Genomic DNA, 16,392 nt, shown 5'->3' on the forward strand with positions numbered 1-16,392 from the left:
TCAGTCGGAGAGCTATGAACAAATATAAAGTTATGCTTGTGGACGATGAAGAAGATGTTGCACAGGCGATCATGAGAAAATTAAGCTGGGAGGAAATGGGTTTTGATACTCCCAGATACGCACATAACGGCCTTGAAGCTCTTGAGTTTGCAGAGGAGCTAAGGCCGGATATTGTTATGTCCGATATTAAGATGCCTTATATGGATGGAATGGAGCTGGCAAGGAATTTAAAGCGCCTCTATCCCAATATAAGGATCATTTTCTTTTCGGGCTTTGATGAGTTTGAGTATGCCAAGGAAGCCATCAGGCTTGAGGCTGAGGAGTATATCTTAAAGCCTATTGATGCCGATGAGCTTAAGGCAGTCTTTAAGAGGGTTCACGAGGCACTTGACCGAGACATCGACGAGAAACTGAACGTTGCTAAGCTTGAGAATTATTACATGGATTCACTTCCTCTTTTGCAGGAGGATTTCTTTGCTTCTCTCGTGGAGGGCAGAATAGAGGATGACAGGATTGAGAAGTTTATGTCCGATTACAGGATTGAGTTGACAGGCCCTGTCTATGTGGCTGCTATCGTCCACGTCAGCAAGTCCAATATACCTGAGGGCATGAATCCCGTGCTGCTGTCCGTATCGGTGAGAAAGCTCCTTGAGGAGAGGATGGACGAAAAGTGGGGCTGTAAGTTCTTTTCCTATCAGGGCTCTACTGTTATGATAGCCCAGCTCCCGTCGCAGAAGGATGCATCTGCATTTACCGATGACTGCGACAGGCTCTGCAGACTGGCGGAGAGTATCTGCAAGGCGAATGTCACCATTGGTGTCGGAAGCACTACAGAGAGCCTCTCGGAAATCGATACTTCTTATCATGGAGCAAGAGATGCTGTCTCCTACAGGGTTTTGTACGGACACACCAAGGCAATCAATATTTCCGAGATTTCGCCCATGGAAAAAGATGATTCGGCTTCGGTAGAAGAAAATACTCTTCTGGACGTCTTTAAGAAGATGAAGATGGCTGATGCTGAGGACGTAAAAGAGGCAGCAGAGAAATATATAGAGAACAACACAAAAGCTCAGGCCACTATCCAGAACTACAGGTTCTTTGTAATGGAACTGGTGAGTGAGCTCTACAAGTTTGCAAGGACCAATCAGCTTGAGCTGGGTGATGTTTTTGACCTTAGTAGTGATGTATATTCTGTGGCTTCTCAGATGGAGCCCGGGGAGCTCTCCGGCTGGTTTACCGGAGTGTGCCTTAAGATGCACGAGCTCATCGACTATAAGAGAAATGACACCACAAGGTCTTTTGTCACAAAGGCACAGGAATATGTGGCAGACCACTATGCGGATCAGGACCTGTCCGTGGACTTTATCTGCAACTATCTCGGAGTCAGCAGCGCTTATTTCTCCACGGTTTTCAAGAAAGAGACAGGTAAGACTTTTGTCGGGTATCTGACGGACTACCGCATGGAGAAGGCAGAGAGAATGCTTCTTGAGACCGATGAAAAGACCTATATAATAGCCCAGGAAGTTGGATATTCCGATCCTAACTATTTCAGTTATGTATTCAAAAAACAGTTTGGCGTTTCGCCATCAAAGTATAAAAACGGCAAGGAATAAACAGGAGCTGGTTTGAAAAAGTTTTTGAAGGGGAAGTTTGATAACTTAAAAATGCAGTGGCTTATCTCGAGATACATGAGACCTATAGCCACGAGAAGCATTCAGGTTACAATTGCGGTTTCATTCACAATTGTAGCCTTAGTTTGTATGCTTGCCATGGGAGTAGCTCTTTATCAGAGGTTTGCCGTAAGGTCTGAGAAGATGCTCAGGGACGCAGCGGAGCTTACTCTTGATCAGAGTGTTATTACGCTTGAGGACTACCTTCGAAGCATGCGCAGAATGTCTGATGCCATCTACTATAACGTAGTCAAGGATCAGGACATCAGCAAAGAAACTCCAATAACTCAGATGAACCTTCTTTATGAAGCTCACAAGGACTATCTTATAAGTCTCGCTCTTTTCTCGGAGGACGGAACTCTTATCGCTGCATCTCCTGTAGGTGTTGAGAAGGACGGTGTGGATGTAACGGGTCAGACGTGGTTTCAGGCAGCCCTTTCTAAGCCTGAGAACCTTCATTTTTCACTTCCCCATGTTCAGAACATATTTGTAGACGATCCCACTTTTAAGTATTACTGGGTCACATCCCTTAGCAGAAATGTTGAGCTTAATAACGGTGGCGTTCCCGAGCAGGGAGTGCTTTTGGTTGACATGAACTATGCCGTCATCGAGGATATGATGGAGTCTGTCAACAATAACCCTTCAGAGCAGTACGTGTACCTTATGGATAATAAAGGATCTATTATCTACCATCCAATGCTTATGCAGATCAGTGCAGGCCTTTTTAAAGAAAATAATATGAGGGCAGCAGGGTATGATGATGGAAGCTACAAGGAAATCTTTGAGGGTAATGAGAGAATCGTTACCGTTGATACCATGAGCTATACGGGCTGGAAGCTGGTAAGTGTCATTCCGACAAGTAATTCCTACATGGGAATGAAGGATATCAGATACTTCGTTATGATGGTAGTCTCAATAACGCTTCTTGCTATGCTGATACTTAACAGGTTTGTTGCAAGACGTGTTACAAGACCGCTTATCAAGCTCAATGATTCCATCAGAGAAATTGAGATGGGAAAGGCCAATCCGGATGTCTATATCGGTGGACCATCTGAAGTAGAGCATCTCGGAAGGACACTAAGGGCCAGTTACGATCAGATAAATGAGCTGATGCGCGACATGGTTGCCTCTCAGGAGGAGAAGAGAAAAGCTGAGCTTGATGCACTTCAGTCACAGATAAATCCTCACTTTTTGTACAACACACTTGATTCCATTGTGTGGATGATCGAGGGCGAGAAATATAATGACGCGGTCTTTATGATAACGCAGCTGGCGTCTTTATTCAGAGTCAGCTTATCCAGCGGAAAGACCATCATTCCCATCGGGGATGAAATACGTCATGCCAGCAACTATATGAACATCCAGAAGGTAAGATTTAAGGATGCCTTCTCCATCGAATTTGATATAGATGAAGAGATAAAGAATTACTGTACCGTCAAGCTTATCGTGCAGCCTATTTTGGAGAACGCTGTCTATTATGGTGTAAAAGACATGGAGGATGGCGAGATAGTTGTGAAAGGCTTCATGGGTGATGACGGAGATATTTACATCACTGTATCAGACAACGGTTTTGGTATGAGCAGCAGCCAGACAGAGCTTCTTTTGACAGATGATACCAGGGTCAGAAAGAAGGGATCAGGCGTTGGCCTTATAAATGTACAGAGAAGAATTCAGCTCAGATTCGGAGAGCAGTACGGACTTAAGATCGAGAGTGAGCCGGATGAGGGCACGACTGTGACCATTCATCTGCCTGCGATTTTGTACAATGAGGAGAACCGGAAGATGCTGGAAACAGGAAAGGAGAAGGCGGATGAAGAATAGAAATCTGTTTATCCTTGTGGTGGCAATCCTCCTGTTTATTACATTTGCAGCTTCAACCTCTGCTCTTATCCTCAGCGGAATGAGAGAGGACTCACCCGAGGTGTCTGTGGTCATAGATGATTCGGGTTCCGGAAGATGGACAACATTTATAGCCGGACTTGAACAGGCTGCCAAGGATAATAATATAAAACTTAATGTAGTATCTACCGGTAAGAACTTAAGCCTTAGTCAGCAGTACAAGCTGATAAACGAGGAGATATCAGGTGGGGCCGACGGTATTGTATATCAGGTAAACAGCAGCAGAGGAACTGAAAACATGATATCTGATATCAGTAACAAGGCAGTACTTCTTCTGGTTGACACCAGTGCGGATACAGACGTTGATGTTGAGGGCAGATCTGCCTGCATACAGGTGGACAACGTAGAGCTGGGAAGAGCACTGGCCAATGAAGTCAGGATAGCCTTTGATAATAAGCTTGACGGCAAGAAGATTGGAATCATCACCGGCAATTTGAGGCAAAATGCCCTTGCAGAGAGGCTTAAGGGCTTTACTGAAAACATAGAAACATCGGGTGCTGAGATTACATGGTCTGACTATGATCCTGTCAGCATGGCCGACAGAGTAGTAAGAAGACAGAATGAATCACCTGCAGATATCATTGTCGCTCTTGATAACAACGGGCTTGAATGTGCAGCTGAATATGCGCTGAAGCAGGAGAGCGCTCCGGCAATCTTCGGCGTTGGAATTTCAATTAAGAATGTCAGCTATTTAGATGACGGACTGATCACAAGCATGGTGGTTCCAAATGAGTATTACATGGGCTATCAGTCAGTGGCGGCCATTGCACGGCGCTTTGACAACAGGCTGACTCCCATGGAGGATGAGAAGATACCTTTCAGGGTCGTAAACAGGGACAATCTGTTTGATGAGAGCAATCAGAGAATCCTTTTCCCTGTGGTTCACTAAAGTATCTTAGGAGAGTATCGGGGATCATGAACATGAAAAAAGTTATGGTAACGCTGCTTACAGTGTTATGTCTTTTGACAACAATATTGTCCGGCTGTGGCAAGCAGAATGTAAATAAAAGTGAATCAAAGATAAAGATCGGTGTCTCAGCTTATGATATGTACGACACTTTTCTGGGGCAGCTTGTGGAGCAGTTTCAGAGTTTTCAGAATGAGGATGTGGAGATTGTTGTCTACAATGCAGCGCAGAGTCAGCAGACTCAGAATTCTCAGGTCAAGAAGATGATCGAGGACGGGATGGATGTGATTTGTGTAAACCTTGTGGACAGGACGGATCCTACAGCTGTAATCGATGCGGCCAGAAAAGCCGATGTGCCTGTTATATTCTTTAACAGAGAGCTGGTTGAAGGAGACATCGGAAGGTGGGACAAGCTCTTTTATGTAGGTGCTGATGCTGAGCAGTCGGGAGTCATGGAGGGCGAGTTGGCAGCCTGGGCGTGCATTACGAACAAAGAGCTCGACAGGAATGGAGATGGCGTGATCCAGTTCGTGGTATTAGAGGGAGAGGCCGGGCATCAGGACGCTATTGTCAGGACTGAGGCTTCCATAAATACCATGAAAAAGCAGGGGATCGAAATCGATAAGCTTGGCTACGCCATAGCAAACTGGAACAGAGCACAGGCGCAGACCAAGACAACGCAATTTATCGAGGACTACGGCGATGATATTGAGCTGGTCCTTTCAAATAATGATGACATGGCCCTGGGGGCAATTGATGCATACGAAGCCATGGCTATACCCAGAAACAAGTGGCCGGCAATTCTTGGAATAGACGGAACGGATGTAGGACTGGAAGCCGTTAGGGATGACAAGATGGTAGGAACCGTCTACAACGACAAGGAAGGACAGGCGACTGCCATGTTTGAGCTTGCCTGTGTGCTGGCAAAGGGCGGCAGTATTGAGGAACTTTCGGATAAATACTCTATTGAAAACGGAAGGTATATAAGACTTCCTTATGCCAAGGTTACTTCCTCGAATATCATTCAGTTTATTGGAAGGTGATTTGTGGTTGGATATTTGATGAAGAAATGTACGGCAGTCCGATTATCTGAATGAATTTCAAATTTTCTGTTGCTTTTATGGCGAGGACGTTATATAATAGCTTTTGTCGCTGGTCGAGATACTTGCGACAACCCAAATCGGGGTGTGGCTCAGTTGGTAGAGCACTATCTTAGGGAGGTAGGGGCCGCGTGTTCGAATCACGTCACTCCGATTCATGAAGCTACAAGCTTGAAATGGCTTGTGGCTTTTTTGTTGCCTGCATATACTTTTGCTATTTACTTTGGTTGGCAGGTAGGGTATTATAATCAGCGTCGGTGTTCCGACAACAGGAAATTTACTTCTATATTTCTAATTTATTCAAATGAGACGAAGCCTAAATCTTGGACTACGTCTATATTTCCAATAAGAATGTGCAAGCAGTAATAAATTGATGCGTGTTGATAGTTGGTGCTATTGAATTACGTCTGCTAATCTGATTTTACAAACACAGACGTAAAATTTCGGTGGGGTACAATAGTAGCTATCTGTAATGTTAGTACTTGTTACTGCTTATAAAATGAAAAGAGAAGTCCAGTAGTAGTGGGAAATTTTTCGTACGTTTTGATTTAGAAAAACTAGAACTAAGACGTAATTTTTCGGGTATCAATCATCAAAAAGGAGTAATAACAATAATTTGATCAATTATACAAACGAGCTTAACAATCAGCTAAATGAACTGAATAGACTTGAAAAGAAAACTTCGAATAGGCTAAAGAGCTATAAAAGCTTGGATAAAGGGAGAATTAGAGTATCTTCCAGTAACGGAGTGGTACAATATCATTTCAAGAAAGAAGGAGAAGAAAAAGAACATTATATTCCCAAAATTGAAATCGGCAAAATAAGACTACTGGTTCAGAGGGAGTATGATGAGAAAGTTCATAAAGAACTGACAGAAATGATAAAGAGGCTTGAAAAGTTTAATTCAAGGTATGATGCCGATAGGATTAGTATGCTCTATGACAAGCTTCCTAAAGGAAAACGAGAACTGATTGCTCCGATATTGCCTACACGACAGATGATCATTGATGAGTGGTATAGGACGCATCCCGGAGGAAAGAATTCCTATGAATTCAAGCATGAGTTTATAACATTAAATGGGGAGTCTGTAAGATCAAAGTCAGAAAAAATCATAGCTGATTATCTAAAAGCTAATGGGATTCCTTATGTCTGTGAGCCTGAGGTAATACTTAAGGATGGCAGTAAGGCATGCCCTGATTTTGCTGCATTAAATGTAAGAACTAACAAAACGTATTATATTGAACATCTCGGATTGGTTGATCAAGAGAGATATGCGACCAGAAACTTCAATAAGCTTATTGACTATGAAGAGGTGGGAATTGTGTTAGGTATAAATCTTATAATAACCATGGAAACAGAAGATCGACCTTTGGATATGAAAGTGCTGGAAAAGAAGATAAAGGAGTATATTCTATAGCATTCCAACAGGAATAATGTATTCAAAAAATGTATTGCAGCATAACTTTGCTATTCTCAATAACAGATATTATGATAGTATACCTAGTATCTGATAAAATTATCAGAGGAGGATTCCAGCATTGAATTACTGAAGGGGAGAAGTGTATGAATTTACTGATTCATGATCTTGATGAAAAGGAGTGGGGACAGATTTCACAGGATTATCAGGGATGGGAAGTAATAGCTCCGTCAAAAGAGATTAAGCCCTGCGCAGGGTGTTTTGGCTGCTGGTTAAAGACACCGGGAGAATGCGTTATCAAAGATGGCTATAACAGGATGGGGTATCTCATACATAAAGCTGATGAGCTTGTGGTAATGACCAGATATACCTATGGCGGATTTAGCAGCTTTGTTAAGAATGTATTCGACAGGAGTATCGGATGGGTCCTACCATATTTCCGCATCGTTGATAATGAGATGCATCATAAGATGCGTTATCCTGAGACAAAAGAGATAACGGTGATCTTCAGGGGACATGACCTGACAAAAGAAGATAAGGCCGATGCAAAGCGTTATGTAGAGGCGGTTTGCAGGAATTTTAATGGGATAATCAAAGAAATCAGATTTGATGAAACACAAGAAGTATCAGGCAATACAGAACATGCCGAAATAGTCGCTTCTGATCAGACTTCCGGTAAACCTATCCTCCTGAACGGAAGCCTTAGAGGCGAAAATTCCAACACATCGAAGTTCCTTAATAAGCTTGCAGAATGCATTGGAGAAGAGGCAGAAATACTTAGCCTAAATCAATTTCTCAATAAGCCCGAAGAACTTGTTCAGAAGTTACTTGGCGCAGACAAGATTGTCCTTGGATTCCCGATGTACGTTGACGGAATCCCATCAGAAGTTCTAAAGGTCATGGAGCTTATGGAAAAGACATGTCCGCCCGGTGATAAAAAGATTTACACCGTAGTAAACATGGGCTTCTATGAGAGCTGTCAGATAAAGAACGTTCTGAGACAGGTGAGAAAGTGGAGTCAGAAATGCGGATTTACCTATGGCGGAGGAGTTGCCATAGGAGGCGGCGAAATGATGGGCGCGCTCATTCAGACCATTAATGCTCCGGCCGGTCCTGTGAAATATGTAGTTGAAGCTCTGCAGACACTGGGCGCTGTGATTGGAAATTCATCAGTTATAGACGACATTTACGCTGATGCATATAAATTCCCAAGAGCAGCTTATATGTTTATGGCCGGCAGAGGTTGGCCCAAGGCAGCAAAGCAAAACGGTCTTAAGAAGAAAGACCTGCTCCGAAGAATAGAAGATTGATAATACTAGTGAGGATGATATGAATATTTACGTTGATTTTGATGACTGCTTATGTGAAACTGCCAAGGGCTTTTCGACTTTGGTTAAAGATTTATTTGATATAGATGTTCCCTACGAAGATATACATTCCTTTAATCTTCAGAAGTCTTTTGATCTTACTGATGAGCAGTATGAACAGATGATGATAGAAGCGCATACTCCAAAGAGTCTTTTGGCGTATGAAGAGACGCCCGGGGCATCTGAAACCATAAATGGCTGGATAGATGAGGGACACAGAGTCTTTATCATAACAGGACGTCCGGATAGTGCCTATCAGGCTTCAAGACAGTGGCTCGATGAGCATAATCTTAAGAGAGTTAAGCTCTATTGCCTTAACAAGTATGGGCGTGACAGCTTTATCAAGGACAGTGAGTTTGGTCTTGAACTTGAAGACTACTATAAGATGCACTTTGATGTTGCTGTAGAAGATTCTCCGGCTGCATTCAGATTCTTTGACCATTTGCCGAATTTGCAGGTCAAGGTCTTTGACCGTCCGTGGAACAAGGACTGTGAGCTGCCGGGAGCTAATTACACAAGAGTCTGTAACTGGGATTCCATAAAGGATTCAGTGAAAGCATAAAAACAAAAAGCACAAAATAAAATGGATATAAAGCTCACAAGGCTTTATATCCATTTTTTACATTAAGTCAAAATCTTTACATGGTGGAATCTCTGTAGATCAGATCCGTCTCTGTATAAGTGATCCTGTAGTTTAGATCGGGCTGCTCAATCCTGGAAATAATAAGGTTTGCTGCTGAGTAACCGATGATCTGGCTGTGGATGTGGCTTGTGGAGAGCGACGGAGTTACAATCTTGGACTCCGGTGAATCATCAAAGCCAAAGAGCTTGATGTCACGAGGGCATTCAACACCCATCTTCTTAAGACCGTATAACAGGTCAAGGGCCACGAAGTCATTGGCGCAGATAAACATCTCAGGAAAGCTCTTCATGTTCTCAAGGGCTTTGTATAGATAGTCTTTGTAATCGTCACCGTGAGGGTGAACCTCTGTGAGGCAGTAGTCATCATTAACAGTAAGGTTATTGATGTACATCGCCTCTCTAAAGGCCATGAATCTCTCATAGAAAGAGCGGCAGTGAGTGACCTGTCCGACAAAGCCGATGGAGGTTATACCTCTTTTACTCATATCATTGACAACAGTATATATACTTGAGAAATTGTCCATTAGCAGAATGTCTGCATCCAAAGGCTTCCAGTAGCTGGCAACAGGAGCATCGATCATAAGAACCGGGATCCCGAGACTGCAGAGCATCTCGCAGTACGGATGATTGAACATCTCAATACAGGCAATGGCCTTAGTGTTTTCCTGTCTGAAGGAAAGTGGGAGAGAGAGCTCTGCAACATTGTGCTCATCTACTCTGTGCATTGTCAGACTGTATCCCAATAAAGAAACCTCGTGCTGAAACTTATCCAGCATGGTAGATGCAAAGTGCGAATTGTTAAGGAAGCTTCCGGTGAAAAGAGCTATCTCTCCGGAGGCTTTTGTTTTTGCCACGGAAGGATTTCTTATCTCTGAAACAGAGTTTGCATATGAAAACTGTTTATACCCCATTTCTATAGCTTTTTCCAGAACCTTCTGTCTTGTTGATTCAGCTAGAACTCCGGTATTATTTATAGCCTTTGATACGGTATTGCGAGACACTCCCAGAGCATCCGCGATATCCTGAAGCGTAACTTTAGTTGCCATGTAAAATCTCCGATATATTAGTATAGACTGGGCTCTTGCGCAGTAGAGCGTGCAATCACCTTATTCATTATAAAATGTAAAATTCTATGTGTCAAATGTAAATTAAAAATGTTACAAATGTAAAAATTCTATATTGACACATTGTTTATGCCGTGTTATATTTTACATACGCAAACGAAATGTTACAAATGTAAAAGTGAGAAGGGGAGTTATATGAATGCGAAAGCAAAGGACAACAATCTACATAACACGCTGGTGTATATAAGACAACACTGGCAGCTTTATGTATTCTTTTTGGGGCCGGCACTTATTCTTACCATTGTATTTAAGTATTTGCCCATGGGAGGTATTCTGATTGCGTTCCAGAAATACAATCCTTTTAAAGGAATCCTGGGAAGCGAATGGGTAGGACTTAAGTACTTCCAGCAGTTCCTGTCATCGCCGGATTTCCTGCAATACCTTATGAACACATTGAAGCTGAGTATCTTCGGACTCCTTTGGGGATTCCCGATGCCGATCATACTTGCACTGCTTCTTAACAGAATAGCTAGCAGCAAGATCAAGCAGAAGATCCAGCTTGTACTGTACATGCCAAACTTCATTTCAGTCATCGTCCTCTGTGGTATGGTTAGAATCCTTCTTTCCGTAACAGGACCTCTGAACATGATGATGGGAAGTAACATCAACTTCCTTACAATCCCGGCAGCCTTCAGACCGATCTACATCATAAGCGGAATCTGGCAGGGAGCAGGATGGGCATCGATCATGTACACCGCAGCTCTCTCAAATGCCAGCAAAGAGCTCAAGGAAGCAGCACAGATCGACGGAGCAAATATCTGGCAGCAGATAAAGGCCGTTGAATGGCCGGCTATCAAGGATATGGTAGTTATCCAGTTCATCCTTCAGGCCGGAAACATCATGAGCATCGGATTTGAGAAGGCATACGCACTTCAGTCAGACATGAATCTGTCATCATCTGAGATCATAGCAACTTACGTTTATAAGAAAGGTCTTTTGAACGGTGACTACAGTTACTCAACAGCCGTTGGACTTTTTAACACCATCATCAATGTAATACTTCTTGTTGTAGTCAATAAGATAGTAGAGAAGATGAATGATGGACAGGGACTATAAGGAGGAACTCAGATGGAAAAGACACTTAGCATGAAAAAGAGTGAATTCGCGAGAGCTTCCATTGGGGATAAGATATTTCTTTTAACAGGATACGTACTATTGGGGCTTTTCGTAGCAGCTATTATCGGACCGGTAGTTTACATTATCATCGCATCCTTCATGGATCCGATAACACTGCAGAACAAGGGTATAGTTTTTGATACAAGTAAATGGACTTTAACAGCTTACGAGAGAGTTATGTCAAACTCACAGATCTGGACCGGATTCTTTAATGCAGTCCTGTACTCGGTTCTGTTTGCAGCAATCTCCGTATTTATAACACTGCTGTGTGCATACCCCATGTCCAGGGATGATTTTAAGGGAAAAAAGATCTTCAACACAATCTTCATTATCACAATGTTTTTTGGTGGCGGACTTATCCCTACATACCTTCTTATCAGTAACATGGGACTTTTGGACAGTATGTGGGCTGTAATCCTTCCCGGTTCCTTTAGTGTATGGAACATGATAATTGCAAGAACTTATTACAAAGGTATTCCCACTGAGCTCAGAGAAGCAGCGGATGTTGACGGTGCGAATGAGCTGGTGTTCTTCTTCAGAATTCTGCTTCCGGTGTGTACACCCCTTATCGCCGTACTTACACTGTGGCAGTTTGTAGGAATGTGGAACAGCTACTTTGACGCAATGATCTATTTGAACTCAGCCAGCAAGCAGCCACTTCAGCTGGTGCTCAGGGCAATACTTATCCAGAACGAGCCTGATCCCGGAATGATCGCGGACATGCAGAGTACAGCTCAGAGAGCACAGCTTGCAGAGCTACTTAAATATGCAACGATCATCGTTTCCAGCCTTCCGCTGGTTGTGATGTATCCGTTCTTCCAGAAGTATTTCGATTCAGGAATCATGGTTGGTTCAGTAAAAGGCTAACGTAGTGGGAGAACATCCCGGTTATACAGGGATGATCTAATAAAAAAGAAGGTTTAAAAGGAGAGGAAAATGAAAAAGAAAACATCAAGGTTACTCAGTGCAGCCCTTGTAGCAGCTATGTCAGTCAGCATGCTCGCAGGCTGTGGCAAAGGGGCAGCATCAAGCAGCACAGCTGAAGTGTCAGCAGATGGCATCAGCTTCCCGCTGGCAGATCAGGTTACCATAACAGGTACCATCAGTTATCCATCAGGAACAGAGTCAGATCCCAATAAGAGAACCATCTTCAAGAGACTTGAAGAGGCAACAAACGTACATGTTGAGTGGACAGCAATTTCAAATGATCAGTGGGGAGACAAGATCCAGCTTAACATGGCCAACAAGGGCACTCTTACTGATATGGTCTTCAATGCAAGCTTCAGCAATTCAGATCTTATCAGATATGCAGATCAGGGAGTTATTCTTCCTTTAGAGGATTACATCGACAACAACATGCCTAACCTTAAGGCAGTATTTGACAAGTATCCTGAGTACCGCACAATGTGTGAGGATTCAGAGGGACATATCTGGGCTCTTCCATGGATCGAGCAGCTCGGATCAAACAAGACAGCTATCCAGACAGTAGGTAACAACTTCACATACATCAACACAAAGTGGCTTAACTTCCTTGGACTTGAGAAGCCCACAACAGTTGATGAGTTCGAAGAAGTTCTTAAGGCATTTAAGGATCACGCTTCAGAGCTCCAGGCAGAGTTCGGTATCGAGGGTGACATCATCCCTATGAGCTGCATTATGAACGATCAGGATCCAAGCCTTCTTATCAACGGCTTTGGCGAGGGATATGGTGACAACGATATAGGACAGCACATTGCAGTTACAGACGACAAGAAGGTTATCTGCACAGCTACACAGGACGGATTTAAGTCAGGTATGCAGTGGCTTCACAAGCTCTATGAAGAAGGACTTATTGACCCTGAGTGCTTCACACAGGATTGGTCAACATATGTAGCAAAGGGTAAGTCACACAGATACGGCGTATGCTTCACATGGGATGTTGCTAACATCGACAACCTTGAAGACTTCGAGCCACTTGCTGCACTTAAGGCAGATACAACAAACGTAACACCTATGAACGGTTCATTCACTTCAGGATTTGACAGAGGAAGATGTGTTATCACAGCTAAGTGCGACAACCCTGCATTTGTTTGTGCATGGCTTGACCTTATGTATGATCCATTCCAGTCACCTCAGAACAACTGGGGAACTTACGGCGAGGATGATGAGTTCGATATCTTCGAGCTTTCAGAGAATGCAAACGGTGGAAAGATGCTTAAGCACGCACCTCTTGGCGATGCTTCACCTGTTGAAGTTCGTGAGGCTGAGGCTGTAGGCGGACCTCTTGCGATCCTTGACGAGTACTACGGTGTATACGTTACATGCCCTGATGATGCTCAGTATCGTCTCGACTGGATCAAGGAGTACTACACAGATGACATGAACTGCAAGTATGTATATCCTAACGTATTCATGACAGCTGATGACACAGAGAAGCTTACAACAATCCAGCAGGATCTTATCAGCTACATAAACACAAGCAGAAGTAACTTCGTTATGAACGGACTTTCTGACAGCGATTGGGATGAGTACCTTAAGCAGGTAGATGCTTACGGGCTTGAGAATTATCTCTCAATCTATCAGAAATATCTCGATGAGTTCTATAAATAAGAATCATTACCCGGGGAGGAGAAATCTCCTCCCCGATTTTTAAGCTCTAAATTAAGTAATTGGCAAAAAGGATTAAGGATTAATATGAGTGGCAAATTAGATAAGGCAAGGGAATACGAAGCAAAAAAGGAGATGTCTATCCCTGAGGAGCAAAGACCTAAGTTTCATTTGACTCCCAGATGCGGATGGATGAATGATCCCAACGGTTTTAGCAGCTATAAGGGAGAGTATCATCTCTTTTACCAGTATTACCCTTACGATACGGTTTGGGGACCGATGCATTGGGGGCATGCAAAGAGCTTAGACCTTATAACCTGGGAATATCTTCCGGCAGCAATGGCACCGGATGAAGAGTACGACAAGGACGGATGCTTTTCCGGAAGCGCCATCGAGATGGAAGATGGAAAACAGCTCCTTGTCTACACCGGAGTTAACAAGGTGCAGGGAGAAAACGGGGAAATATCAGAGTATCAGACACAGTGTGTTGCAGTCGGTGATGGCACAGATTACAAGAAATATGAAGGAAATCCTGTTATCACATCGGACTCCCTTCCTGAAGGTGCAGGCAAATTCGACTTCAGAGATCCTAAGGTATGGAGAGAAAACGGCAAGTACTACATGGTAGTCGGCAACAAGACTGTGGACAAGGACGGTCAGATACTTCAGTATGTCAGCGATGACGGCTTTAAGTGGACCTATGATAAGCTGGTCATCAAGAACAACCACAGATTCGGCGTTATGTGGGAGTGCCCTGATTACTTCTCTCTTGATGGTAAGCAGCTCCTTCTCACAAGCCCGCAGGACATGCTTCCTGAGGAACTTGAGTTTCACAACGGAAACGGAACCTTATGTGTGATCGGTGCCTTCAATGAAAAAGGCGATTTTTGTGAGGAGAATTGCCAGGCAGTTGATTACGGCATTGATTTCTATGCACCTCAGACAATCCTTACAGATGACGGCAGAAGAGTTATGATCGGATGGATGCAGAATTGGGATACCTGTGGCATAAGGCGCGATGATTTCCCTTGGTTTGGTCAGATGAGTTTCCCGAGGGAGATCAGCCTTAGAGGTGGCAAACTGATCCAGAAACCCGTCAGAGAAATTGAGAATTATTACGGCAAAAGAATCAGCAGACAGAATGTACTTGTATCTGACAGCGTATCACTTTCAAGCATTGAGGGCAGATGCATAGACATGACAATAAATGTCAGCAGCCTTTCTGATGAGCTTTCTTACAAGAAGTTTGAAGTTCGCTTTGCAGATAACGGTAAGGCATACTCAACAGTTGAGTATGATCCGGAGCTTAATATCGTAAAGATAGACAGAAAGCATTCCGGCAGCAGAAGAGCCATCGTGCACCAGAGAAGATGCAGAGTGGCAAATAACAAAGGAAACATAAAGCTCAGACTCATCCTTGACCGTTACTCCATGGAGCTGTTCATAAACGACGGAGAGCAGGTTATGTCAATGGTCGTTCTCACTGACGTAAAGGCCGAAGGCATCAGCTTTAAAGCAGTCGGAGAGCTGAATATGGATGTTGAGATGTACGAGCTTGAAAGGAAAGACAGATGAGTAAATTTGACGTAGTTGCCCTTGGTGAACTGCTTATAGATTTTACAAACAATGGTGGTAGCGAGCAGGGAAATCCCATGTTCGAAGCCAACCCCGGTGGAGCACCATGCAATGTGTTATCCATGCTGGAGAATCTCGGGAACAGGACAGCGTTCATCGGTAAAGTCGGCGATGACTTCTTCGGAAGGTTGCTCAAGGAGAGAGTTGAGAAGCAGGGAATTGATACGACAGGTCTTTTCCTGGATGGCGAAGTACACACAACTCTTGCCTTTGTAAATAAGCTTGCAAACGGTGATCGTGACTTTTCTTTCTACAGAAAGCCCGGAGCGGATATGATGCTGAGCGAAGGTGATGTGGACAGGGTAAAAGGGCTTTTGGAGGAAACAAAAGTCTTCCATTTCGGAACGCTCTCCATGACAGATGAACCGGCAGCTGCAGCGACAAAGCTGGCAATTTCTCATGCAAAGAAAAGCGGAGCCATGATCTCTTTTGACCCCAATTACAGAGCACCTCTGTGGGAGTCGGAAGAAAAGGCACTAAAGGCAATGAGATACGGGTTTGAGAACTGCGATATTCTAAAGATATCCGACAATGAAGTTGAGCTCTTTACGGGGATGAGTGACGTCCTATCCGGCGCTCAAAAGATTAAAGAGGAATTTGATATACCACTAGTTTTTGCTACTCTTGGCCCTGATGGAAGCATGGCTCTTTATAAGGACATGGTGGTTAAAAAAGACGGCTACAGAAATCCTGACACAATTGAGACAACAGGAGCCGGAGATACATTCTGCGCCTGCGCGATCGATTATGTCTGCAAAAACGGCCTTGAGGACTTAAGTGAGGATAAGCTCCTTTCGTGCCTTGATTTTGCAAATGCTGCAGCTTCTATCATCACCACCAGAAGAGGAGCGCTTTCAGTAATGCCAAAGAAAGAGGAAGTTCAAAATTTCCTGTCAAAATAACAGATAGTACAGGCCCGCTTTTTAGCG

The 16,392-nt window shown here is 43.6% G+C and carries 13 protein-coding genes and 1 tRNA gene; 13 read left to right on the forward strand and 1 reads right to left on the reverse strand.

What is annotated here, in order from left to right; all coding sequences use genetic code 11:
• Nucleotides 1-14: 14 nt before the first annotated feature.
• The 8 genes from G589_RS0109475 to G589_RS0109510 all read left to right on the forward strand — a co-directional run bounded on the left by G589_RS0109475 (nucleotide 15) and on the right by G589_RS0109510 (nucleotide 8,922).
• Nucleotides 15-1,613, forward strand: coding sequence for a response regulator (locus tag G589_RS0109475; RefSeq protein ID WP_026521965.1), 1,599 nt, complete (start codon nucleotides 15-17; stop codon nucleotides 1,611-1,613).
• A 12-nt stretch (nucleotides 1,614-1,625) separates the two neighbouring features.
• Complete coding sequence (locus G589_RS0109480; protein WP_330366672.1) at nucleotides 1,626-3,491, forward strand: cache domain-containing sensor histidine kinase; 1,866 nt, start codon at nucleotides 1,626-1,628, stop codon at nucleotides 3,489-3,491.
• Nucleotides 3,481-4,458 (forward strand): substrate-binding domain-containing protein, encoded by a 978-nt coding sequence (locus G589_RS0109485; protein ID WP_051192288.1) that lies wholly within the window; start codon nucleotides 3,481-3,483, stop codon nucleotides 4,456-4,458. Before G589_RS0109480 ends, G589_RS0109485 begins: the two co-directional genes overlap by 11 nt.
• Nucleotides 4,459-4,490: 32 nt before the next feature.
• Complete coding sequence (locus tag G589_RS0109490) at nucleotides 4,491-5,519, forward strand: galactose ABC transporter substrate-binding protein (protein WP_330366673.1); 1,029 nt, start codon at nucleotides 4,491-4,493, stop codon at nucleotides 5,517-5,519.
• Between the two features lie 138 nt (nucleotides 5,520-5,657).
• Nucleotides 5,658-5,730, forward strand: a tRNA-Pro gene (locus tag G589_RS0109495).
• 462 nt (nucleotides 5,731-6,192) lie between these two features.
• Nucleotides 6,193-6,993 (forward strand): hypothetical protein, encoded by an 801-nt coding sequence (locus G589_RS0109500; protein ID WP_026521969.1) that lies wholly within the window; start codon nucleotides 6,193-6,195, stop codon nucleotides 6,991-6,993.
• 146 nt (nucleotides 6,994-7,139) lie between these two features.
• A complete protein-coding gene (locus tag G589_RS21110; RefSeq protein WP_051192289.1) occupies nucleotides 7,140-8,303 on the forward strand; it encodes an NAD(P)H-dependent oxidoreductase in 1,164 nt (387 codons plus the stop codon).
• A gap of 19 nt (nucleotides 8,304-8,322) precedes the next feature.
• On the forward strand, nucleotides 8,323-8,922 hold the full coding sequence (locus G589_RS0109510) for a 5' nucleotidase, NT5C type (RefSeq protein ID WP_026521970.1): 600 nt from the start codon (nucleotides 8,323-8,325) through the stop codon (nucleotides 8,920-8,922).
• A gap of 76 nt (nucleotides 8,923-8,998) precedes the next feature.
• On the opposite strand, the gene G589_RS0109515 is transcribed toward G589_RS0109510, so the two are convergent.
• Nucleotides 8,999-10,048, reverse strand: coding sequence for a LacI family DNA-binding transcriptional regulator (locus tag G589_RS0109515; protein ID WP_026521971.1), 1,050 nt, complete (start codon nucleotides 10,046-10,048; stop codon nucleotides 8,999-9,001).
• 213 nt (nucleotides 10,049-10,261) lie between these two features.
• Between G589_RS0109515 and G589_RS0109520 the strand changes: the two genes are divergently transcribed.
• The 5 genes from G589_RS0109520 to G589_RS0109540 all read left to right on the forward strand — a co-directional run bounded on the left by G589_RS0109520 (nucleotide 10,262) and on the right by G589_RS0109540 (nucleotide 16,365).
• Nucleotides 10,262-11,182 (forward strand): ABC transporter permease, encoded by a 921-nt coding sequence (locus G589_RS0109520; RefSeq protein WP_026521972.1) that lies wholly within the window; start codon nucleotides 10,262-10,264, stop codon nucleotides 11,180-11,182.
• A 30-nt stretch (nucleotides 11,183-11,212) separates the two neighbouring features.
• On the forward strand, nucleotides 11,213-12,109 hold the full coding sequence (locus G589_RS0109525; protein WP_026512345.1) for a carbohydrate ABC transporter permease: 897 nt from the start codon (nucleotides 11,213-11,215) through the stop codon (nucleotides 12,107-12,109).
• Nucleotides 12,110-12,178: 69 nt separating this feature from the next.
• Nucleotides 12,179-13,831, forward strand: coding sequence for an ABC transporter substrate-binding protein (locus G589_RS0109530; protein ID WP_022767498.1), 1,653 nt, complete (start codon nucleotides 12,179-12,181; stop codon nucleotides 13,829-13,831).
• Between the two features lie 84 nt (nucleotides 13,832-13,915).
• On the forward strand, nucleotides 13,916-15,403 hold the full coding sequence (locus tag G589_RS0109535; protein ID WP_026521973.1) for a glycoside hydrolase family 32 protein: 1,488 nt from the start codon (nucleotides 13,916-13,918) through the stop codon (nucleotides 15,401-15,403).
• Nucleotides 15,400-16,365, forward strand: coding sequence for a carbohydrate kinase family protein (locus G589_RS0109540; protein WP_026521974.1), 966 nt, complete (start codon nucleotides 15,400-15,402; stop codon nucleotides 16,363-16,365). Before G589_RS0109535 ends, G589_RS0109540 begins: the two co-directional genes overlap by 4 nt.
• Nucleotides 16,366-16,392 lie beyond the last annotated feature (27 nt).

It is taken from the genome of Butyrivibrio sp. VCB2001 (assembly GCF_000423965.1).
Classification (GTDB): domain Bacteria; phylum Bacillota; class Clostridia; order Lachnospirales; family Lachnospiraceae; genus Butyrivibrio.